Origin of the sequence: Streptomyces sp. NPDC059455, assembly GCF_042750115.1 — a bacterium.
In the GTDB taxonomy this organism is placed as follows: Bacteria; Actinomycetota; Actinomycetes; order Streptomycetales; family Streptomycetaceae; genus Streptomyces; species Streptomyces endocoffeicus.
The window spans coordinates 5,331-27,354 of the sequence record NZ_JBHYVB010000047.1; the positions used below are offsets into that span (position 1 = coordinate 5,331).

The 22,024-nt window shown below is 71.4% G+C and carries 21 protein-coding genes; 12 read left to right on the forward strand and 9 right to left on the reverse strand.

What is annotated here, in order from left to right; genetic code table 11:
- Positions 1–168: 168 nt before the first annotated feature.
- On the reverse strand, positions 169–555 hold the full coding sequence (locus tag ACFXB5_RS18900; protein WP_385209008.1) for a tautomerase family protein: 387 nt from the start codon (positions 553–555) through the stop codon (positions 169–171).
- 47 nt (positions 556–602) lie between these two features.
- Complete coding sequence (locus tag ACFXB5_RS18905) at positions 603–1,166, reverse strand: TetR/AcrR family transcriptional regulator (RefSeq protein ID WP_385209011.1); 564 nt, start codon at positions 1,164–1,166, stop codon at positions 603–605.
- 108 nt (positions 1,167–1,274) lie between these two features.
- Between ACFXB5_RS18905 and ACFXB5_RS18910 the strand changes: the two genes are divergently transcribed.
- Positions 1,275–1,835 carry a GNAT family N-acetyltransferase gene (locus ACFXB5_RS18910; RefSeq protein WP_201855435.1) on the forward strand — a complete coding sequence of 187 codons (561 nt, stop codon included), beginning with the start codon at positions 1,275–1,277 and terminating at the stop codon, positions 1,833–1,835.
- A 275-nt stretch (positions 1,836–2,110) separates the two neighbouring features.
- On the opposite strand, the gene ACFXB5_RS18915 is transcribed toward ACFXB5_RS18910, so the two are convergent.
- Entirely contained in the window at positions 2,111–2,857 is a 747-nt protein-coding gene (locus ACFXB5_RS18915; protein ID WP_385209015.1) for a class I SAM-dependent methyltransferase, read from the reverse strand.
- Positions 2,858–2,972: 115 nt separating this feature from the next.
- Between ACFXB5_RS18915 and ACFXB5_RS18920 the strand changes: the two genes are divergently transcribed.
- From ACFXB5_RS18920 to ACFXB5_RS18930, 3 genes are all read left to right on the forward strand, one after another.
- A complete protein-coding gene (locus tag ACFXB5_RS18920; RefSeq protein ID WP_385209018.1) occupies positions 2,973–3,470 on the forward strand; it encodes a DUF4186 domain-containing protein in 498 nt (165 codons plus the stop codon).
- Positions 3,471–3,681: 211 nt separating this feature from the next.
- Entirely contained in the window at positions 3,682–4,728 is a 1,047-nt protein-coding gene (locus tag ACFXB5_RS18925) for a tetratricopeptide repeat protein (protein ID WP_385209019.1), read from the forward strand.
- Positions 4,725–5,807 (forward strand): polyprenyl synthetase family protein, encoded by a 1,083-nt coding sequence (locus ACFXB5_RS18930; protein WP_385209022.1) that lies wholly within the window; start codon positions 4,725–4,727, stop codon positions 5,805–5,807. Before ACFXB5_RS18925 ends, ACFXB5_RS18930 begins: the two co-directional genes overlap by 4 nt.
- Positions 5,808–5,873: 66 nt before the next feature.
- On the opposite strand, the gene ACFXB5_RS18935 is transcribed toward ACFXB5_RS18930, so the two are convergent.
- Both ACFXB5_RS18935 and ACFXB5_RS18940 read right to left on the reverse strand, forming a co-directional pair.
- Positions 5,874–6,623 carry a FadR/GntR family transcriptional regulator gene (locus ACFXB5_RS18935; RefSeq protein WP_385209025.1) on the reverse strand — a complete coding sequence of 250 codons (750 nt, stop codon included), beginning with the start codon at positions 6,621–6,623 and terminating at the stop codon, positions 5,874–5,876.
- A gap of 17 nt (positions 6,624–6,640) precedes the next feature.
- Positions 6,641–7,990: an enolase C-terminal domain-like protein gene (locus tag ACFXB5_RS18940; protein ID WP_385209028.1), complete on the reverse strand. Its 1,350-nt coding sequence runs from the start codon at positions 7,988–7,990 to the stop codon at positions 6,641–6,643.
- Between the two features lie 265 nt (positions 7,991–8,255).
- Between ACFXB5_RS18940 and ACFXB5_RS18945 the strand changes: the two genes are divergently transcribed.
- Entirely contained in the window at positions 8,256–9,191 is a 936-nt protein-coding gene (locus tag ACFXB5_RS18945; protein ID WP_385209031.1) for a fumarylacetoacetate hydrolase family protein, read from the forward strand.
- Between the two features lie 128 nt (positions 9,192–9,319).
- Here the strand turns inward: ACFXB5_RS18945 and ACFXB5_RS18950 are convergent, their stop codons facing one another.
- Positions 9,320–9,970, reverse strand: coding sequence for a L,D-transpeptidase family protein (locus ACFXB5_RS18950; protein ID WP_385209034.1), 651 nt, complete (start codon positions 9,968–9,970; stop codon positions 9,320–9,322).
- A gap of 196 nt (positions 9,971–10,166) precedes the next feature.
- On the opposite strand from ACFXB5_RS18950, the gene ACFXB5_RS18955 reads away from it, so the two are divergent.
- From ACFXB5_RS18955 to ACFXB5_RS18985, 7 genes are all read left to right on the forward strand, one after another.
- Positions 10,167–10,793, forward strand: coding sequence for an alpha-ketoglutarate-dependent dioxygenase AlkB (locus tag ACFXB5_RS18955; protein WP_385209037.1), 627 nt, complete (start codon positions 10,167–10,169; stop codon positions 10,791–10,793).
- Positions 10,794–11,348: 555 nt separating this feature from the next.
- Complete coding sequence (locus tag ACFXB5_RS18960; protein ID WP_385209040.1) at positions 11,349–12,104, forward strand: chitinase; 756 nt, start codon at positions 11,349–11,351, stop codon at positions 12,102–12,104.
- Between the two features lie 22 nt (positions 12,105–12,126).
- The gene (locus tag ACFXB5_RS18965) at positions 12,127–12,924 is read left to right on the forward strand and encodes a thaumatin family protein (RefSeq protein WP_385209043.1); all 798 of its coding nucleotides are present in this window, start codon (positions 12,127–12,129) and stop codon (positions 12,922–12,924) included.
- Between the two features lie 2 nt (positions 12,925–12,926).
- Positions 12,927–13,748, forward strand: a complete 822-nt coding sequence (locus ACFXB5_RS18970) for a glycoside hydrolase family protein (RefSeq protein ID WP_385209046.1) — start codon at positions 12,927–12,929, stop codon at positions 13,746–13,748.
- Positions 13,749–13,813: 65 nt separating this feature from the next.
- Positions 13,814–14,248 (forward strand): septal ring lytic transglycosylase RlpA family protein, encoded by a 435-nt coding sequence (locus tag ACFXB5_RS18975; protein ID WP_385209049.1) that lies wholly within the window; start codon positions 13,814–13,816, stop codon positions 14,246–14,248.
- 215 nt (positions 14,249–14,463) lie between these two features.
- Entirely contained in the window at positions 14,464–16,395 is a 1,932-nt protein-coding gene (locus ACFXB5_RS18980) for a serine/threonine-protein kinase (protein ID WP_385209052.1), read from the forward strand.
- Positions 16,392–17,246, forward strand: coding sequence for an FHA domain-containing protein (locus tag ACFXB5_RS18985; RefSeq protein WP_385209054.1), 855 nt, complete (start codon positions 16,392–16,394; stop codon positions 17,244–17,246). Before ACFXB5_RS18980 ends, ACFXB5_RS18985 begins: the two co-directional genes overlap by 4 nt.
- A gap of 53 nt (positions 17,247–17,299) precedes the next feature.
- Here the strand turns inward: ACFXB5_RS18985 and ACFXB5_RS18990 are convergent, their stop codons facing one another.
- The 3 genes from ACFXB5_RS18990 to ACFXB5_RS19000 all read right to left on the reverse strand — a co-directional run bounded on the left by ACFXB5_RS18990 (position 17,300) and on the right by ACFXB5_RS19000 (position 21,867).
- Positions 17,300–18,322 (reverse strand): cytochrome d ubiquinol oxidase subunit II, encoded by a 1,023-nt coding sequence (locus ACFXB5_RS18990; protein ID WP_385209056.1) that lies wholly within the window; start codon positions 18,320–18,322, stop codon positions 17,300–17,302.
- A 16-nt stretch (positions 18,323–18,338) separates the two neighbouring features.
- Positions 18,339–19,772, reverse strand: coding sequence for a cytochrome ubiquinol oxidase subunit I (locus ACFXB5_RS18995; protein ID WP_385209058.1), 1,434 nt, complete (start codon positions 19,770–19,772; stop codon positions 18,339–18,341).
- Between the two features lie 127 nt (positions 19,773–19,899).
- Positions 19,900–21,867 carry an ABC transporter permease gene (locus ACFXB5_RS19000; RefSeq protein ID WP_385209060.1) on the reverse strand — a complete coding sequence of 656 codons (1,968 nt, stop codon included), beginning with the start codon at positions 21,865–21,867 and terminating at the stop codon, positions 19,900–19,902.
- Positions 21,868–22,024 lie beyond the last annotated feature (157 nt).

Consider the following 22,024-nt stretch of genomic DNA (forward strand, 5'->3'; position numbering starts at 1 on the left):
GGGCGCGCGCCCCCGCCCCCCGCGGGCGGCGCCCCGCCCGGGGGGGGGGGGGGGGGGGGGCCGCCCCCCCCCCCCCCCCCCACGCTAGGGAGCCGGGAGAAGATCACCCAGGGGCTGAAATGACAGAAGCCAACGGATTCTCGCCATGTCAGGCCCGATGGCGACGTCTCATCCCTCGACGTACTGCGCCACCCCGTGTCCGAACGACCAGTCGGCCGACTCGTTCTCGGTCAGGGTGATGAACACGTTCCGCGGCTCGGTCCCCGCGTACTCCTCGGCGAGTTCGGCGATCCGCCGGTACAGCGCCTGCTTCTGTGCCGGTGTGCGCCCCGAGCGCATCGTGAGGGCGATGTAGACGATGCCGTCGTCGCGCGGCACACCGAGGTAGTCGTCATAGCGCAGCATGCCGCTGGTGCCGTCATGGCTGGTGAGGACCTGGAACCGGTCGTTGGGCGGGAAGCCGATGGTTTCCACCAGCGCGTCGTGCACGGCACGGCCGAGCGCGTCGAGCCGGTCGGCGTCGGCCCGCAGCGCGTCGATGCGAACGAAGGGCATGTCGGGGGCTCCCGTTCGGGCGAGGGATTGAGGGAAGGTCAGGGGGCTCAGCGGACATGGGCGGTGAGCAGGCCGAGCGCCCCGTCCATCGCCCGGGTGTACACCTCGGCCGAGTCGGCGGCGCGGGCCAGCACATAGCCGCCCTGCAACACCGCGACCAGCGCGGTGGCCGTGGCCACCGGGTCGAGCCCGGTGTCGAGCTCGCCGCTCGCCCGGCCCTCCGCGAGCAGCCCGGCCAGCCGGTCGGTGAGCCAGACGAAGGTCTCCTCGACCGGTCGGCGCAGCTCCGGATCCGCCATCACATCGGGGTCCTGGGTGAGACGGCCGACCGGGCACCCCTTCAGCGCGTCCCGCTCCCGCCGCAGATAGGCGGTGATCCGCTCGACCACGGTGCCGGGTCCGCCGAACTCGGCCTCCGCCCTGCCCCTCAGCTCCTCGGCGCTGCGGCTGATCGCGGCGAGCGCCAGGTCGGGCTTGCCGCGGAAGTGGTGGTACATGCTGCCCTGGCCCGCTCCGGAGCGCTCCTGGATCGCCTTCGGGCTCGTGCCCACATAGCCGCGCTCCCACAGCAGCTCACGGGTGCTTGCGATGAGTCGTTCCCGGGTGTCCATGGACACGACCCTACATACTAGTAGGTACAAAAGGAAACGCGCGGACGGCCCCTCGGTGAGAGGATCCCCCCGTACTGGGCGCGCTGGTTCGGACGGTGGAAGGTGACGATGTACGCGATACCCCTGGGCGAGGACGGCGCGGAGCTGCGCCCGCTGGAGCCGTGGCAGGCCGAGGAGTTCCTCGCCCATATGGACCGGGGACGGGAATTCATCGGGCGGCACATCGCACTGGCGGACGCCGCGGCCGACCTGGAGTCGGCCCGGGCGTTCCTCCAGGGATACGCGGACAAGGCGGCGGCCGACGCCGGGCGGATCCACGGCATCTGGACGGACGGCAAACTGGTCGGCGGGGTCCTCTTCCGCACGATGGACGTCGAACAGCGCACGGCGGAGGCGGGTTGCTGGCTGGAGCCGTCGGCGGTGGGCAAGGGGCTGGTGACCCGTGCCACGCGCGTGATCATCGACTGGGCCGTCGAGGAGCGGGGCATCCACCGCGTGGAGTGGTGGGCGGCGACCGCGAACGAGGCCAGCATCGCCGTGGCCCGGCGGCTGGGGATGACCAAGGACGGTGTGCTGCGGGAGGGCCGTCTGCACCGGGGCAAGCGGCATGACATGGAGATCTGGTCGGTGCTCGCGCCGGAGTGGCGGGCGGTCCGGCACCCCTCCTGACGGGAACCTGGACCGAATGGGGACCTGGACCGAATGGGAACCTGGACCGGCGCCTTCGTCGCACCCGCCGGGCCGGACCTGCTTCCGCCGGAGTCCTTCGGCCGCCTCGCGGTGGACCTGGCCCGGGAGCGTGTGGTCCGTACGCCGTGGTGGCTTCTGGCAGGCAGACTCTGTACGCCACGTCCTCCCGGCCCTCCGGGCGGCTCCTTGCGACCGGGAGGACATCGCACCTGGCCACCGGCAGAACCGGGGGCTGACGGCCGTACCCCACCGGGTCAGCGGTGGCGGCGGGCCACGGTGATGATTTCCGGGCCGGTGTCCGTCAGCGGCCCGCGGTCCCAGTCCCCGTACTGCTCCGTCACGGCCAGCCCCGCCTCGTCCAGGAACCGCGCCAGCGCGTCCGGGCCGAGGAACCGCAGAGTGCTGCGGCTCAGCAGGGGCCGCTCCCAGCCCGGACCGCTGTAGGTGTGCGTGGCCGCCACGAGATCGCCCCGCACCGGCGTCTCCACCTCGCATACACAGCGCACCACGGCCCCGGAGGCGTCCGCCACCTCGCCCGAGTACCGCACGTCCCAGTCCTCCCACTCCCGCACCAGCGGATTGCGGGTCTCGAAAACGAAGCGGCCATCGTCGGTCAGCGCCGTGGCGATCGCGGCCAGCGCACCGCGCAACTCCTCGTCTCCGACCAGCGTCTGGAAGGCGTGGCCGGTCATCACGACCAGCTCGAACTCACGGCGCCACCCCGGCGCCGAGGTCAGGTCACCGAGCACCCATTCCACATCCGGGCACTCCCGCGCCACCTCCAGCATCCCCACCGCTGGATCCAGCCCGCACAGCCGCCCCTCGTGCCCGTTCTCCCGTGCCCCGCGCAACAGGGCGCCCGTGCCGCACCCCACGTCCAGGACGGAGCGGGCGGCTATCACGAGGGGCAGATAGAACCTGAAGTCCCCGCGCTCGTCCCAGGGGCAGAACAGGTCGTACAGCGCGGCCAGCCGGCGATCGGAGAACTGCGCGTCCACCATGGCCGTCACAGTGCCCTCGGGCCGGCGGGCGCGCAAGGCATGGCCCCGGCCGATGGTGCCGTGGACCAGCCGTCATATGATCAGAAGGGGCCTTTGTCGTCTCCGGGAGCCTTCGATGTCCGAGCCGATGCCTGACTCGTCCGAGCCGATGCCTGACTCGTCCGACCCGACGTCCGACTCGTCCAAGCCGACGTCCGACTCGTCCGGTCCGGCGCCTGATTCGCCCGGTCCGAGCCCCGAATCGCTCGACCAGCGGCTGGCAGTCATCGCGCGCCACCCGTTCCGCGCGAAGTTCCATCTGCGCGGTCGCGATCGGGCCACGGCCGAGCTGAGTGGACCGTCGACGTTGCGCTGGCACGCCTACGACCTGATCGCCAAGCGGCTGGCCCCCGCCGCGCCCTACAAGGACGGCAAGCAGACGCCCTATCGCGGCCACCCCGTGTTCGTCGCCCAGCACGCGACGGCCACCTGCTGCCGTACCTGTCTTCAGCGTTGGCACGAGATCCCCAAGGGGCGGGAACTGAGGCGCGCGGAGCGGGCCTATGTGGTCGACGTGATCTGCCGTTGGATCGAGCGCGAAGTGACGGGGACGCGGACCAGACCAGGTTCATAAGGTTTTTTTGCCATCGACGGAGCCGGGCGGTGAACCTCTCCGGGTCCGATCGCGTCTAGATCGGCAACGGACGCGCAGCATCGATGCCCCTGACGGGGCCGGTTTCCTGGCTTCTATGCACACCGTGTATACGTAGGGTGCATACACCCCGTGTATGCACTCGGTGCATAGAGGCGGGCGCTTCCTGCGAACAACAGACGGAAAGGCATCTATGTACGGCAAGGCATTCGCCCCTGAGTACCAGGGCTCCCTCACCACCCTGTCCGTGAACTCGTCCCTGGTCGAGGTGCTGGCGGCGGGCACCGAGCAATTGCGGGCGGCCGAGCGGGGCGGCTCCCCGGGCGAGGCGGCCCGCGCGGGGCTCGCGGTCGCCGAGGCACACCGGAGGCTGGGGCAGGTGGGCGAGGCCGACCGCGAGTGGAAGGCCAGTTACCGCGCGGCCCGCGCGGCGGGGGACCTCGGCGCGATGGCATGGGCGCTGTGGAGCGGAGGCACCCTCGCCCGGCAGCGGGGCGCGCTGGCGCTGGCGTGGCGGCTGCTCGGCCTCGCGGCCGACCTCGGCGAGCGCGGCGGGGACATCGTCGTCCGTGGCTACTCACTGGCCGGGATGGCGGAGACCGGCCGTATCCAGGGCGACTACGACGCCGTGGGCGCGCTGCACGAGCGACTCCTCGCCGAGGCACGGAAACGCGGCGAGGCACGCCACACCGTCTGGGCGCTCGAGGGCATCGCCCAGATGCACCGCAACACCGGGTCGTACGACTCGGCCTACGCGATGTTCGAGGAGGCCGCGGAGATAGCCGCGAAGGCCGAGGACCGGCGCGGACACGCATGGGCGCTGCGGGGCATGGCCGACATCGTCTCCGTACGCGACGGGGATGTGGAGCGCGCGCTGGAGCTGCTCTCCGAGGCCGAACTGACCTGCCGCGAGATGAACCTGGTGAGCGCGCTGGCCTACAACCACAAGATGCGCGGCAATGTGCTCTACCGCGCGGGCCGTTATGAGGCGGCTCGTGCGATGTACCAGCAGGCCCTGGACGAGTTCCGCGACATGAGCGAGCCGCGGGGCGAGGGTCTCGCCCGGCTCGGGCTCATCAAGTCCCTGGCCCGGCTGGGCCGCGACCGTGCCGAAACCGCCGATGACCTGTCCGAACTGGGGGGTGTGCTGGAGCGGATCGGGCTGCGGCACGCCCGCCGGATGGTGGACCGGGCCCGCGAGGAGTTCGGCCTCACGGAGGTCCTGGAGGTGGCGCTGTGACGACGACGGACCCCGCGCGCCGCGGCGCCGAGGAGACCACCGCCACCGCGGGCGAAATCCTCGGCCGCTGCCGGGAGTTGGTGCGCCCCGCGCTGGCCGACACGGTCGGGCGGCTGCACCCATGGGTGGCCGAGATGGCCGCGTACTCCTTCGGCTGGTGCGATGTGGGCGGTAGGCCCGCCGAGGGATCGGGCGGCAAGGGGGTGCGACAGGCCCTGGCCGTGCTGTGCGCGGAGGCGGCCGGGGCATCCGGTGAGACGGCGGTCGCCGGGGCGGTGGCGGTGGAGCTGGTGCATACCTTCTCACTGCTGCACGACGACATCATGGACGGCGACCAGACCCGCCGCACCCGCCCCACCGTGTGGAAGGCGTACGGGACCGGCCCGGCCGTGCTCGCCGGTGACGCCCTGTTCGCGCTGGCCGTGGAGGCGCTGGCCGGCGTGGACGGCGCCGGAGCCGCGGCCGCCGTGCGGCAGCTGAGCGCGGCGCTGGGCGACCTCGTCCGCGGTCAGGCGGACGACCTGCTCTTCGAGTCGCGCCCCTGGACGGGACCCGAGGCGGTGGGGCCGGAGGAGTACCGCACGATGGCCGAGCACAAGACCGGCGCGCTGCTCGGCTGCGCCGCCGCCCTGGGCGCCGCGCTCGCCGGGGCGCCGGAGCCCACCGTGGCCGCCCTGGACCGGGCCGGACGGCACATGGGCGTGGCGTTCCAGGTGGTGGACGATCTGCTGGGCATCTGGGGCGACCCCGCGGTCACCGGCAAACCCGTCCACCGCGATCTGCGGCAGCGCAAGAAGACCTTCCCCGTGCTCGCCGCGCTGAGCGCCCGCGGCCCCGGCGCCCCGGCCGCCGCGCGGTTGGCCACGCTGCTGGAGGAGTTCCCGGACACCCCGGACGACGCCACCACGCGCCGGGCCGCCGCCCTGGTCGAGCGGGCCGGTGGCCGCTCCACGGCCCTGGAGGAGGCCGACCGCCACATCGCGGCCGTGGAGACATGCCTGGAGAGCCTGCCGCTCGCGCCCCGGGCGAGCGCGGAACTGCGCACCCTGCTGGGCTTTCTCGTACGGCGCGACATCTGATCCGCGGAGGGCTCACCGCCACGTGGCCAGCGGCGGTCCAAGGGGAGGGCCACCCCTCCCGCATGGTCAGCGGCGGTCGCGCACCGCGTCCAGCCGGTCGCGAACCCACAGCTCCACATCGCCCACATGCCGGCTGGCCGCCGTGAACGCGGCCAGGCTGTCATGGGCGCGGAGCGCGGTGTAGATGTCCATGTGCTGCTGGTGGGTCCAGGACAGCACATCGGACTTGACCAGGGCGCGCCAGATGCGGGCCCGGACGGTGCGCTGGGTGACCGAGTCGGCCAGGGAGGCGAGGGTGAGGTTGCCGGACGCGGCGACGATGTCGGCGTGGAAGGCGATGTCCTCGTGCACCAGCTCCTCGGGGTCCTGCAGACCGCGCATCCGCTCGATCCGCTCCTGGAGCCGGTCGAGGGTGGCCTCGTCGACGCGGGTCGCGGCCAGCGCGGTGGCGCCCGGCTCCAGAACCTTGCGGCATTCCAGCATCTCGTTCAGACCGGTGTCCTGGGCCAGGTCCAGGAAGCTGCCGAGAGCGCGCAGCAGCCGGTCAGGGCGCAGATCGGTGACGAACGTGCCGTCGCCGCGGCGTACGTCCAGGACCCCGGCCATCGCCAGGGCGCGGACCGCCTCCCGCAGCGACGGGCGGGAGAGTTCGAGCTCACTCGCCAGCACCGCCTCCGGCGGCAACCGGTGGCCGGGCGTGAACTCACCGCTCTCGATGCGCTTGCGCAGCCGGTCGATGGCTATGTCGACAACACTGCTCCCGGCGGCGGGGACACCGTCGCCGCCCGGGCCGGAGCGGTCTGGATTGGTGGACATGGCGACCAGGATGCCAGTCAGCCGCGGCGGCTCCAGACCGGTCCATCGGGGTAGCGGTAGGTCTCCAGGCTCTCCCGCCGGATCCGGGCGCTGTAGCCGGGTGCCTCGGGGACGAGATAGCGCGAGCCACGGATGCGGACCGGGTCGTGGAAGTGTTCGTGGAGATGGTCGACGTACTCGATGACACGGTCGTCCATGGAACCGCTGACGGCCACATAGTCGAAGATCGACAGATGCTGGACCAGCTCGCACAGGCCGACCCCACCGGCGTGCGGGCACACCGGCACGTCGTACGCCGAGGCCAGCAGCAGAACGGCCACCGCCTCGTTGACACCGGCCAGGCGGCAGGCGTCGATCTGGCAGACGCCGATCGCGTCGGCCACGAGGAACTGCTTGAACATCACCGCGTTGTGGGCGTGTTCGCCGGTGGCCACCCGGATCGGGCCGATCCGCCGGGCGATGGCCGCGTGTCCGAGGATGTCATCGGGGCTGGTGGGCTCCTCGAACCACCAGACGTCGAACTCCCGGAGCGCCTCGGCCCAGGAGACCGCTTCCGCCACGCCCAGGGTCTGATTGGCGTCGATCATCAGCCGGCGGTCCGGTCCGATGACACCGCGGGCGATACGGCAGCGCCGGATGTCGTCCTCCAGATCGGCGCCCACCTTCAGTTTCACCGAGTTCCAGCCCTGGTCCACGGCCTCCTGGCAGAGCCGGGCCAGCTTGGCGTCGTCGTATCCGAGCCAGCCCGCGCTGGTGGTGTACGCGGGGTATCCGTGCTCACGGACGTACGCCTCGCGCTCGGCGCGGCCCCCGGCGCGGGATTCGAGCATCTTCAGGGCGGCCTCGGGGGTGAGCGCGTCCTTGAGGTAGCGCCAGTCCACCAGGTCGACCACCTGCCGGGGCGAGAGGTCGGCGAGGAGCTTCCACACGGGTTTGCCCGCCCGCCGGGCGGCGAGGTCCCAGGCCGCGTTGATGACCGCGGCGCTGCCCAGGTGGATGGCGCCCTTGTCCGGGCCGAGCCAGCGCAGCTGACTGTCGCCCAGCAGATGGCGCGAGAAGGCGCCCAGATCACCGGTGATCTCCGCCACCGACAGGCCGATGGCCCGCTCCCCGATGGCGCGCGCCGCCCGCACCGCCAGGTCGTTGCCACGGCCGATGGTGAAGGTGAAGCCATGGCCCTCCAGGGGTTCGGCGGTGGGTGCGGACTCCGTTCCCCCTCGGCCGGAGGGGGCGTCATCGGCGGTCTTGAGCACCACGTACGCCGCCGAGTAGTCCGGTGCCTCGTTCATGGCGTCGGAGCCGTCGAGGTGCTGGGAGGTCGGAAAGCGGACATCGATGGTGTCGACGTCGACGACACGAAGGGTCATGGCGCGCGCTCCTGGGGGCAAAAGGGCGAGGGAAAGCGAGCAACGCCGACCAACATGTCAGATGTCTGCTGTGGTCGCCAAGGGTCATCTGGGGGAAGGCTCGTGGTTTTGTGGCCTTGTCAAAGGCTGTAGATGGCACCTACGTTCCACAGGTCAGATGTTTCCGCGAGAGGGTGTGGTCCGCAGGGAGGTCCGATGAACCCGGCCACCACCCTCCGCCGGGTAGGAGCACCGATCACACCGTCACGAGAGGAGAGGACGACAGATGACCCGCATCGTGCGCTTCGCCGATGAGGCCGGGGCGGTCCGGACCGGAGTGGCCGACGACGCCGGCGGGATCCGGGCCTTCCCCGGTGCGCCGCTCATCGCCGAACTGCTGCGGCTGCCCACGTTGGAGCTGCGGGCCCTGGTGGAGAACACCGCGTCCGGCCCGGCCGCCGCCCATGAGCAGGACGTCCTGCCGCTGCCGCCGCTGGACGGGCTGATGGAGCTGTGGGCGGCGGGGGTGACGTATGAACGCTCGCGCGAGGCCAGGGTGGAGGAGAGCACCGAGCAGTCGGTGTACGAGCGGATCTACGACGCCGAGCGCCCGGAGCTGTTCTTCAAATCCCCGCCGTGGCGGGTGGTGACCGACGGCGAGCCGATCGCCGTACGCGACGACTCCGAGCTGAACGTCCCCGAGCCCGAACTGGCGCTGGTCCTCAACCGGCACGGCGAGACCGTCGGCTATCTGGTCGCCGACGACGTCAGCTCACGGTCCATCGAGGGCGAGAACCCGCTCTACCTCCCGCAGGCCAAGATCTACGCCGGAAGCGCCGCCGTGTCCTCGGCCATCGTGCCCGCCTGGGAGATCGACGCGCCCGACGCAATGGGCATCGCCATGGCGGTGTGGCGCGACGGTGAGGCGGCGTACCAGGCGGCCACCTCAACCGCCGCGTTCCACCGCACCCCGCAGGGGCTGGTGGACCACCTGTGGCGCTCCCAGCCCTTCCCCGACGGCGCCGTGCTGTCCACCGGCACCGGCATCGTGCCCGGCCTCGATTTCACCCTGCGCGCCGGGGACGTGGTGGAGATCTCCATCGAGGGGGTCGGCACCCTGCGCAACCCGGTACGGGTCCATCAGTCCGAACTGGACTGGCTGGTGGAGGCCATCGCCGAGCCGCTGACCCGCCGTGCCCACCGCAGCCGCTTCTCGGAGTGACCCGGGAAGCGGCCTGGGAAGTGACCCGGGAAGCGGCCTGGGAAGTGCCCCGGGAGGCGGCCTGGGAAGTGACCCGGGAAATGGCCCGGGAAGTGGCCCGGGAAGTGGCTCCGCGGATGGCCCGGCCCTCAGCGCTCCAGTGAAGCCGCGTCGCCCATGACGACGACGGGCTCGCGGTCAGGGTCCAGCGCCCGGAGCAACTCCCTCATGGCGCCCTCCGAGAGGCTGATACAGCCACGTGTGGGGCCGCCGTGGTCGATGTGCAGCCAGATGCCGCCGCCCCGGTCCGGGCCGAGGGGGCGGGTCCGGTCCAGGGGAGAGGTGCCGGGCCGGCGGTTGTAGTCGATGGCGATCACGTGGTCGAACGAGCCGGACAGGGGCTCGCCTTCGAAGCCCGTACCGCTCGCGGTGAAGCGGGCCGACCGCTCGTAGGGCAGCCGGGTTCCGGGGTCGGCGAGCCGTCCGCCGGCGTCCGTGAGGGTGTGGACGCCGATCGGGGAGCGCAGATCGCCTTCCCGGTGGTCGTCGGTCCAGCCGTGGAGCGCGTTGTGCGCCGCCCGGCTCGCCCCGGCCCGCCACCCGGCCTCGGTGTGCTCGTACAGGATCGCCGTGGACACCGGTGAGTTCCGGTCGTGGCCGGTCACCACCAGCACCTGCCGGGACCGGCGCGGCACCTGGGCCCAGGTCCTGGGCCCCAGCCCCGGCGGCCGGGAGGGCGCCGGACACGGTGTGCGTGGTGGTGTGCCACGCGATGTGCCACGTGGTGTGCGCAGGGTCATGGGCCGACCCCCGGCCTGGACGGAGAGCAACGCGTCAGGCCAAGTGTCGCGCGACGGCACGAATGATGTCGCCCTTGCCGCTGCTCCACGGCGACCGGCCACTGACCTGCGGTGGTGTCGCCGAAGCGGCCATGGGCGCATCCGCCTGGATCCACCAGTAGAACGCTTGCTCGATTACGCGGGGTACGCTGCACATATGGGTACGTATCTCCAGGGTTCGCTCTTCGACCAGACCGATGGCATCGGTCTCGGTTCGCTGCGCGGGACGCACCGGACCGAGCTCGGGGCCGGGGCCTGGATCGATCTGCTGCCCGGGTGGCTGAGGGGAGCGGACGACCTCTTCGCCCAGCTCGTCGCCGAGGTCCCCTGGAAGGCCGAGCGGCGGCACATGTACGAGCAGGTGGTGGACGTCCCACGGTTGCTCGCCTACTACGGCGCCGAGGATCCGCTGCCGCATCCCGTCCTGGCCGAGGCCCGGGAGGCGCTCTCCACGTACTACGCCGCCGAGCTGGGGGAGCCCTTCACCACGGCCGGGCTGTGCTACTACCGCGACGGCCGGGACAGCGTGGCCTGGCACGGCGACCGCATCGGCCGCGGCAGGACCGAGGACACCATGGTGGCCATCCTGTCCGTGGGCACGCCCCGGGACCTGCTGCTGCGCCCACGTGGCGGCGGCAAGGCCATGCGGCGGCCGCTCGGCCACGGCGACCTGCTGGTGATGGGCGGCGCCTGCCAGCGGACGTGGGAACACGCCATACCCAAATCCTCCCGCGCCACCGGACCGCGCATCAGTGTCCAGTTCCGCCCCAGCGGCGTGGGGTGACACCTGCGCGGCGTGGGGTGACACCTGCCGATTTTGGTACAGACCATTGACATATATGTTCGGGGGCGGTGTCATGGGGCCCGTCAGCTCTTGAGAGCGCCTCGGGTGGATGTCGTCATCCGGGGCCGGACCTCGGAGAGTTCCCCGTGAATGGACGTCCCGTCTCAGGGGTGTCGGCCGCTGCGGTGGCCACGCCGTCGCTGGGTCGATTATGGACGGACCGGGCCGCGGAGCCCGTGTCTGATGTCGAGGTTGTCATGATCGTGACAATCCTCCGTGCGCCCGTGCAGGCCGCGGCCGCGAAGGGCCTGAGGGGACCGAGTCCCGGTCCGCCGTGGCAGGGCCGCGGCGCATGACCTCTAGTGGATTCACCAGTTTTCCGTAGCACTTTTCCCGCCGCGCTATCACGCGGCACCTTCCCACGGGCCTCCCGCCCCAAGGGCGGCGACGCGTCGCCCGTGCGTCGCCACGCCCGATGACTGCCCGAAGAGCGCGTCCCCGTGCGTCATCGGCGCGGTGGCATCCGAATGTTCCGCCACGAAAGAGAGATGAGACATGCCCATAAGACGTGCCCTCGTGGCCATGGCCGCGACGGCGGCGGCCGGTATATCGGCGCTTGCGCTTCCCCCTTCGGCCGCTGACGCGGCCTCCGCCACGGCGCGGGACTCGTCGTCGGTGCAGGCGCAGGCCGCCGGCTTCGTGGTGAACCGGGCCCAGTACCAGCGGATGTTCCCGAACAAGAACGCGTTTTACACCTATGACGCGCTGGTCAGCGCGATGAACCGGTTCCCCGGCTTCGCCAGGACAGGTACCGAGACGGTCAAGAAGCAGGAGGCGGCGGCCTTTCTGGCCAACGTCAGCCATGAGACCGGTGGCCTCCGTCACATCGTGGAGCAGGACACCTCCAACTACCCGAAGTACTGCGACACGACGCGCCCCTACGGATGTCCGGCGGGGAAGGCCGCGTACTTCGGGCGCGGGCCGATCCAGCTCAGCTGGAACTTCAACTACAAGGCGGCGGGCGACGCGTTGGGCGTCAATCTGCTCAACAAGCCGGGCCTGGTGCGGACGGACGCCGTCATCTCCTGGAAGACCGCGCTCTGGTACTGGACCACCCAGTCCGGGCCCGGCTCCATGCCCGCGCACAAGGCCATAACCACCGGCGCCGGATTCGGCCAGACCATACGCGCCATCAACGGCGCGCTGGAGTGCAACGGGGCCAACCCCGCCCAGATGCAGGACCGGGTCAACCTCTACAAGAAGTTCACCAGCCTCCTCGGCGTCGCCCCGGGCGCCAATCTGACCTGCTGAGCACCCTTCCCACGGAGGAGTCATGCGCAGAATTCTGATCGGCCTGGCCACCGCGGCACTGGTGGTGCTGGCGGCCCTGCTGCCGACCGCGGGGACGAGTGCGGCCACGAGCGTGGCGATGCCGACCCGCAACGCACCCGCCGCGGCCAAGACCACTCTCGCCGCCAACCACACGGTGACCTTCGTCAATCACACCGGACGGAAGGTGTGGATCGGCAGCGCGGTCAATGCAGATGGCTCCAAGCAATTCGCCAAACTGCCCATCCTGGACCCCGGACAGTCGGCGTCGGTGACGATCCCCGAGAACGCCGACCCCGGCCACTGGCGTGGAAAGTTCTTCGCGCGTCTGGGATGCACCGGCACGTCGGGCAGCACCTTCCACTGCGAGGTGGGGGACTGCGGCAAGTTCGCCGACCGCTGTGAGCTGGGCGAGCAGCCCGTCAGCCTCGCCGAGTTCAATTTCGACACCAAGGACACGCTCGCTCCCTGGTACAACGTGAGCTACGTCAACGCGTTCTCCAACCCCATCACGATCGCCCCCAACAACCCCGCCGGTGGCGGAGGTTGCGGCACCCAGGGCTGCACACAGAACCTGCTGCCGTTCTGCCCGGCCGCCAACCTCACCCGCTGGCCGGACGGCACACCGATGCTGTGCACCAACCCCAACCGGGACGTCAAGACGCCCTACAGCAACGCGATCGCCTCCCGGTGCCCCAAGGCGTACGCCTACTCCAAGCAGGACCAGGAGCCCGGCAACCAGGTGATGCAGAACTGCGGCAAGTGCAGTGGCTTCACCATCACCTTCAACGCGGGGTCGTGACCATGAGAAGGAGAAGCGTTCTCGCCGCGCTCCTGGCGGGTCCGGCCGCGCTGACCGCGGGAGGCCGGGCGAGCGCCGAGGAGTCCACCGCCGTGGTGAAGAAGAAGGGTGTCAGCGCCTGGAAGTTCAACGGGGTCACGGCGGCGATGTCCGATGCCAAGGTCGGCTGGTTCTACACCTGGGCCTCGGGCAAGCAGCAGATCCAGCCCCCGACCGGGGTCGAATTCGTGCCCATGATCTGGGGTCCCGGCTCGGTGACCGACGCCGAACTCAACCAGGCCAAGAGCCAGGGCACGACGCTGCTCGGCTTCAATGAACCGGACATGGCGGGCCAGGCCAATATGACCGTCGCCAAGGCGCTCGACCTGTGGCCCCGGCTCCAGTCGACCGGTATGCGGCTCGGCGCGCCCGCGGTGGCCTACGGCGGCGATGTCGCCGGTGGCTGGCTCGACCGCTTCATGAAGGGCGCCGCCGACCGCAACTACAAGGTCGATTTCATCCCCCTGCACTGGTACGGCGCCGACTTCGACGCCACCCGCGCGACCGAACAGCTGCGCGGCTATCTCCAGGCCACCCACAACCGCTACCAGAAGCCGATCTGGCTCACCGAATACGCGCTGATCGACTTCTCGAGCGGTACCCCGAGGTATCCGACCCCGGCCCAGCAGGCCGCGTTCGTGAAGAAGTCCACCGCCATGCTGCAGGGCCTGTCCTTCGTCCAGCGGTACGCGTGGTTCACGCTCTCCGCGGACCGCGGCGGCACCGGTCTCTACAACGGCGCGACGCCCAACCAGATCGGCACCGCCTATCGCGCGGCCGGCTGAGACAAGGCCGCTCGCCCTCACACCACTCACACCACACCACGACAACCGAAACGAGGTCCTCCGCCATGCGCAAGGCAACGCTGATCGGCCGACTGGCGGTCGGAGCCGCCGCACTGACCGCTGTAGTGACCGTCGCCCCGACGAGCACCGCGGCCACCAGCGACACCCCGCCGCCCGGGCAGAACTGCTGGGCCACGCACTACGGCTACATACCGCCCGGTGCCTACACCGCCAGCGGCGAACTCTTCGACAACAACGCGGACACCGCCGCCACCTCCCTGAGCCGTAGCCCGCAGCTGCCGTTCGGCACCAAGGTGAAGGTCACCAACGTGGCCAACGGGAGATCACTGGTCGTGCGCGTCAACGACCGCGGCACCTTCGGCTGGACGCCGTCCGTGCCCAAGTGTCTGGACCTGACCGACGGCGCGTACTCCCGGCTCGGCGGAGTCATCGATCCCGACTCCGGCCACATCGTCGTCAAGGAAGAGATCGTGAGGTGAGAGGGCATTCGGTGAAGGATGTGGAGCGCCGGTTCCGGCGCTCCACCCCGGCCCCCTGATACCCCGCTCGCGAAGCGACCGTCGTGCGCCGGAGGCTTCCCTCTTTCCGGGGGCTATCCGCCGGTAGCGCTACCCACTGACCTCGCGGGCAAGTACTCTCCGTGGCGACACTGGTACGTGACGGGTGATGAAGCGGGGTAGCGGGGGTGCGGGTGATGGCGGAGGCCGGTGACAAGGTCGCCGACCGATATCTCCTCCAGGAGCCCATCGGGAGAGGCGGGATGGGCATCGTCTGGCGGGCCCACGATGAACTGCTGGACCGCCAGGTCGCGGTGAAGTGTGCCCGTCCGGACGACGACCGCGCGGTGGCGCGCCTGACCAACGAGGCGCGCAACGCCGCACGGCTGCACCATCCGCACATCGTCTCGGTGTTCGACTTCGTGGACGAGGGCGAGATCTGCTGGATCGTCATGGAGTACGTGTCCGGGGGCAGCCTCGCGGACATGGTGCGCGGCCGGGTCGCGCTCCCCCCGGAGGAGGCGGCCTCCATCGGCTGCCAGATCGCCGCCGCGCTGGCGAAGTCGCACGCCGAGGGCGTGGTGCACGGCGATGTCACCCCGGAGAACGTCCTGATCACCGAGGACGGGGTCGCCAAGCTGACCGACTTCGGCATCTCCCGGGCGCTGTGGAGCGAGGCCACCATGACCCAGACGGGCGGGGTGCGTGGCAAACCGCCGTATCTGCCGCCCGAGGTGGCCAGGGGAGAGGCGGCCGACCGGAAGTCCGATGTCTTCTCACTGGGCGCGACGCTCTACGCGGCGATCGAGGGACGGTCCCCGTACGGCGAGGCATCGCATCCCATGGCCTATGTGGCGCGGGCCATCGAGGGCTATATCGAGACCCCGCACCGGGCCGGTCCGCTGGTGGACGCGCTCACCAGGCTGCTGGATCTGGAGCCGAGGCGGCGCCCGGCCGCCGACCAGGCCGTACGGCTGCTGCGGCGGGTCACCCCGTCGTCCCCGCGGTTCGAGGACCTCGAGGACCCCCACGACGGCGACACGCTGGACCGCACGCCCTTCACGATGCGGCTGGTGCCGCCGTCCGTCCGAGGGTCGTGGCGCCGCCCGAGCCGCCGGGTGGTCATCACCGCGGCCGCGGTGGGTACCGCCGCGGTCCTGGTGGCCTGGGCCACCCTCTTCGGCCCCTGGGGTGACGGGCGCTCCGACGAGAGCCGCGGGTCCGGGAAGAACGGCGGGCGTGGCGCGTCCGGTACGGCCGACTCGCCGGCCCGGACGGGCCCGGCCGGCACCATAGGCGACGCGCGGACCGCCGACCCCTGCAAGTTGCTCAACCCCGCCTCGCTCAGCCGCTTCGGCGAGACCGTGCTCGACCCGGACTACGGCGAGATCGATCGGTGTGATGTCCTGCTGCAGGGCGAAAGCGGCGATGACATCGCCGACGTCCAGCTCAACTTCAGCTCCGATCCGCCGGAGTCGGGTGGCGACGTGCCCACCAGGAGGGTCGGCAATGTCACCGTCGGCGCGTACCAGCGCGATGGGGACGAGTGCCTGCGGAACATCGCGTCCGCCGACCGAAAGCAGATCTGGATCATCACCGAGCGGCTCGACACCCCGGCGCCCGACCCCTGCCAACTGGGCGACGCCGCCACCGACTACGTGGTCAGTGTGCTGGACCGCGGCCAGGTCCCCCGGCGCTCCGGGCAGCCGGTGGCGAGCTCCCTGCTGCGGGGGCACGCATGCCGGCTGCTGGACACCGATGAGCTCGAGCGGGTCGCCGGTGTCCGGGTGGCGGACCGCGACCCGGGCTTCGGGGACTGGCAGTGCGAGTGGACGGACGGCTCGGGCGACGCGGGGGTGAAGGTGGTGTTCAACCGGGACAACCAGTTCACCACGGACGACGGACAACGGGCGGTCATCGCCGGCAAGCGGAGCTCGGTGTCGCCGAACGAATGGGACGACGACTCATGCCTGGTCCGGATGTTGCACCGCTCGTACCGCAACTCCCTCGGTGACGACACCGTCGAGTTCATGTCGTTGAACGTCTACGGGCCCGAGTCCACCGAAAAGCTCTGCAAGACCGCCAAGGCGCTCGCCGCCACGGCCGCGAAGAAACTCCCGGCATCATGACCACATCACCTCCCGGCAGCGACCGCCCCGCCACCGGCCGGGCACCCGCCGCCCGTCGCCCCGCCACCGGCCGTCCGGCCACCGGCGGTCGTCCGCTGCCCGCCGCCCACGGCAGCCTGGCCCGCGGGGTGACCGCGCCGGTGCCGGGCACCGCCTTCGCCCTCGCGCTGACCGGTGGTATGACCCTCGGCCCCGGCGACGGCCGTGAGCTGCTCTTCGGACGGAACCGCCCCGAGGTGCACATCTGTGTGGGCGAGGACGATCCCCAGGTCAGCCGCTGTCAGGGCAGACTGACCCACCGCCACGGCCGCTGGTGGGTCGCCAACAACGGCCGGCTGCCGCTCCGGTTCCCGTCCCGGCTGCTCTTCACGGGCGAGGAGCCACTGCCCCTCGAGACCGGCTACACCCCGCTGTTCGTCCGGGGCTCGCGCGACCGTGAGCATCTGCTGGAGGTCTTCGTCAGCGGCCCCGAGACCGAGCGGCCGGTGGCCCTGCCCGGGGATGTCACCCGCCCGCCCCGGGTATGGGTGCTCACCGACGAGGAGAAGCTCGCGCTCGTCGTCCTCGGCCAGCGGTATCTGCTCCACGAGCCCCGGCCGCAGCCCCTCACCTGGAGACAGACGGCCGCTCAGCTGGCGGAGTTGCGCCCCGGTGAGGCCTGGAGCGAGAAGCGCGTCGAGCACCTGGTCAATCGGGTGCGCACGATGCTGTCCCGGGACGGAGTGCCCTGGCTGACCCGCGAGGAGGTCGGCGAACCGGTCGGCAACGCGCTCAACGACCATCTGATCCGCGCCCTGATGATGTCGACCACGCTCGTCCCCCCGGACCTGACCCTGATCGACGCCGCCTGACCGCTCAGCGCGCTCCTACCGCTCAGCGTGGCCGTGGCCTGACTGATGACCGTTCAGCGCGTGTCCTCGGCGCCCGCCGCCGCGCCGGTCTCCGGGCGCTGGAAGAGCGCGTAGAGCCAGCCCAGGGACGGGATCAGCAGCAGCGCCCCGACCGCGAACACGATCAGCACGGCGGCCAGCACCGACGGCGGTGCGGCCGCCCGTGCCACGGTGAAGTCCGGGACCAGCATCAGCGGGTACTGCGCCACGCCCCAGGCCCAGATGATGAGGGCCACGGCGAGGGCGGCGGCGGCCCGCGCCCAGCCCCACAGCGACCGCATGAGCAGGACCAGCCCGGCCACCCCGGTGACGGCCGACAGCACCACCAGGGGCAGGGCGCGATGGGTGAGCCCGTGGAACAGCCGTGGCGCGTCGGAGTGCAGCACGGCGATGCCTGCCAGCGCCACGGCACCCGCGGCCAGCCCGCTGACCAGGGCGCGCCGCTGGAACGCCCGCACCAGACCGGGCCCGCCCGCGCGTGCCGCGTCCGCGCACAGATAGACGGCGGCCAGATGGGCGCAGGTCACCACGGCCAGCACACCGCCGAGGAAGGACGCCGGATTGAGCCAGCTGGTGACCGTACTCCCCGCGGCGAGGCCCGGGGGTACGCGCCCGGAGGCCACACCACCGGCGACCGTGCCCAGGAAGAAGGGCGTGACGACCGAGGACGTGGCGAAGCAGGCCCCGAACAGCCGTTGCTGCCACAGCTGGGTGCTGGCCTTGCGGAACGCGAACGCGGCACCGCGCGCGATGATGCCGAGCGCCGCCAGGGTCAGTGGCAGATAGAGGGTGGACATCACGGCGGCGAACACCTCGGGGAAGCCGCTCCACAACATCACCACCACGAAGATCAGCCACACGTGGTTGGCCTCCCAGACCGGTCCGATGGCGTGCTCGATCAGCGCGCGCTGCGGCCGTCCACGACGGCTGCCACCGGCCACCAGATCCCACAGCCCCGCCCCGAAGTCGGCGCCGGCGAAGAGGGCGTAGCACATCAGACCCAGCCACATCACCGCCAGGACGGTGTCCGCGAGCATCAGGACCTCCAGCGGTTCACACGACCGGATAGCCGGTCACATCGGCTTCCTGCGGGGCCACCGGGACCGGGCGCTCGCCCGCGAGCCGGCGCAGGACGTAGACGGTGGCCACCGTCATCGCGGCGTACACCGCGAGCAGCAGCCACAGCCCGGCCATCAGGCCGGGGGCGGGATTCACCGCGTCCCGGACGCTGAGGACGCCCTGCACCACCCACGGCTGACGGCCCTCCTCGGTGACCACCCAGCCGCACTCCAGCGAGACGACCGCCGCCAGACCGCTGAATGACGCCAGCCACAGGAAGAGGCGCGTGCCGCGGCGGGCCAGCGGGTCGGTCTCGCCCCGGCGCCGGGTGCGCCACCAGGCCAGCAGCAGCCAGGCCCCGAGCCCGAGCAGGAACAGCCCGCCGAGCACCATCAGGTCGAACGCCAGATGGGTGCCGGTGACCGGGGGCCGCAGCGCGGGTGGCACCTGGTTCAGCCCCTCGACGACCGTGCTGGGGCTGAAGCCGACGAGCAGCGACAGGCCGTTCGGGATCTCCAGGCCGTACTTGATGCCGTGGTCGCCCGCGATGCCGCCCAGGGTGATCGGTACATGGCTGGAGGTGGTGAAGACGCCCTCCATGGCGGCGAGTTTGACCGGCTGGTAGTCGGCCACGAAGCGGGCGATCCAGTCGCCCACCACCAGCTGGACGGGCGAGACGACGGCGCCGAGGACGAACGGGATGAAGAACCCCGCGCGGTGGTAGCGGTCGGTGCGGCCGCGCAGCAGGGAGACCGCGTACACGCTCGCCGTCAGGAAGGACGCCACCATCAGCGCGGCCAGGATCATATGGACGGTCTGCGGCGGGCTGGCCGGGTTGAACATCGCGGCCAGCGGATCGACGTCCACGACCCTGCCGTGGCGGACGGTGAAGCCACGCGGCTGGTTCATCCACGCGTTGGCGCACACCACGAAGAACGCCGAGGCCACACCGGCGACGATGATGGGGATCGCGGTGAGCATATGGACACGCGGCGGCAGCCGGTCCCATGCGTAGAGATAGATGCCGAGGAAGATGGCCTCGATGAAGAAGGCGATCCCCTCGATGGCGAACGGCAGCCCGATGACCTGGCCGTAACGGCCCATCAGCCCCGGCCACAGCAGCCCCATCTCAAAGCTGAGGACCGTGCCGGAGACCGCGCCCACGGCGAACAGCACCCCCATGGCCCGCGCCCAGCGCCGGGCGAGCAGCCGGTACGAGGAGTCACCGGTGCGCACGCCCCACCACTCGGCGATCAGGGTGAGCAGCGGAAGCCCCACGCCCAGACAGGCCAGGATGATGTGCCAGGCGAGCGAGAAGCCCATCTGGGCGCGGGCCGCGGACAGATCGCCGGATGTGGCCGGTCCCGCCAGCCAGTCCCTCACCACGGCCGCGGCCCGCGGCCACGGATGCTGGTCGACAGCGGGCACGGCCGCTCCTCACTCGTCGCTGAGCCCCCCATCCCGGAAAAACACCTTTACCCGCCGTTGTTGTGTCGCGGTGGTTTCCCGGCCGCGACACGCCGGGGTGGGGCAACGGGCGGTCGCCCCACGACCGTCACTCGGTGTCCGCGCCGATGGCCTCCAGCATCGGGATGCGCGCGGCCTGCCGCCCCGGCCAGAGCGAGGCCAGGACGCCGATCGCGGCACTCGCGAGGAAGAAAAGGGCCGTCCTGTCCCAGGGGATGACGAGCGGAACGACCTCCTGGCCGAGGACGGCCGCCGCGCCGATGGCGGTACCGGCGACGACACCGAGCGCGGAGCCGAAGAGGGAGATCGTCACCGACTCCAGGCGCAGCACGGATCCGACGCCACCGCGATCCAGCCCGATGGCCCGCAGGAGCCCGATCTCCCGCACCCGCTCGAAGACCGCCATGCCCATGGTGTTGACCACCCCGAGGGCGCCGATCAGCACGGTGACGCTGAGCATGGCGTACATGATGTTGAGGAATGGCTCGGTCTGCGCGGTGGCGGCGGCCCTCGCGTCGGCGCGGTCCTGGACGAGCAGTGCCGGGTTGTCCAGGGCGCGCCGGATCTCCTCCTGGAGCGCGGCGGTGTGGCTGGGGGCGGCCTTGACCAGGACCGAGTCGATGTTCGGCCGGTTCTCGGCGCCGGCCGGACGTGGCAGGACGCGCTCGGAGACGAGGGCGGGGGTCAGATCCTCCGGGCCGTCGTAGATCGCGACGACGGGCAGGCCGGCCTTGGCGCCCGGCGTATGGCCGCTCGGGCTGGTGAAGCTTCCGGTGACATGGGAGCCGAGCCGCCAGCCGTGGGCGGCGGCCACTTCCTGGGTGACGGCGATGCCCTGGCCGAGGCGGTCCAGCGACCCCTCGCGGACGGTGAGCGACGCGGCGCGTTCCACCGTGGCGGGGTCGACCGCGGTGACCGAGAGGGGGGTCTTGTCGGCGAGGTCGAAGTAGGTGGGGATGACGGGGGTGACGGCCTCGGCGTCGGCGAGCCGCGCCACCCGGGTCGCCGTGTCCCCGCCGACCTCCCCGAAGTCGACGGCCGTGATGCGCAGGTCCGAAGCCATGGAGCGGTCGGCCTCCCGCTCGTCGTAGCGGTTCACCGAGGTGACGGCCACGGTGACCGCGGTGATCATCGCCAGACCGACCATCAGGGTGGTCGCGGTGGCCGCCGTACGCCGTGGATTGCGGCGGGCGTTCTCCACCGCCAGCTTGCCCCGGACGCCCGCCAGCCGGGTCAGCGGGGAGCGCAGCAACCCGGTGACGCCGAGCGCGAGCAGCGGAGTGAGGACGATCAGGCCCACCAGCAGCAGGGGCGCGGCGCCGAAGAGGAGATTCGGCTCGCCGACGGCGGCGGCGATCAGCAGCGCGCCGCACGCGGTGGTGATCAGCCCGATGGTGTTGCGGCGGCGCAGTGAGGCGGCGGTGGACGGCTGGACGGTCCGCAGCGCCGCCACCGGCGGTACGGCCGCCGCCCCGCGGGCCGGGACGTAGGCCGCGAGGACGGTGACACCGATGCCCACGGCGAAGGCCGCGAGCAGCGGTTTGGCGGACAGCGCGGGCACGGTGGCGTTGCCCGCTCCGGAGGCGTCGAACAGGCTGCCCAGCAGGTGTGCGGCGGCGACGCCGAGGCCGTAGCCGATGGCCGAGGCCGCCGTGCCGACCACGGCGGCCTCGGTCAGGACCATGCGCATCACGTGGTTCGTGGTGGCGCCGATGGCCCGCAGCAGCGCGTGTTCCCGGGCGCGGGCCGCGCTGAGCATGGTGAAGGTGTTGGCCACCAGGAAGGTGGAGACGAACAGGGCGACCCCGGCGAAGCTGAGCAGCAGTGTGGTGAGCTTGTCCGCGTCCCCGCCGGAGGCGGCACCGGACTCCAGATCGGCGCGGGTGACCGCCCGCAGCCCCGACGGCAGCGACTTCTGTGCCCGCTGGGCGAGTTGGGCATCCGATGTGCCCTCGGCGGCGGTCAGTGTGATGGCCGAGTAGCTCTTCGGCCCGGGGGCGAAGTGCCGTTGCGCGGTGGCGGTGTCGAAGGCGGTGAGCGTGCCACCGGAGTCCACCCGGCTGTCATGGGCGGTGAAGACGCCGACCAGCCGAGGGGGGCGGGGGGGGGCGGCCCCCCCCGCGCGCCCCCCGGGGCCCCCCCCGGCCCGGCCACGGGCCCCGGCCCCGGCCGCGCGGCCCCTAGCGCCCCGCCCCCCCCTGGGGGCCCCCGGC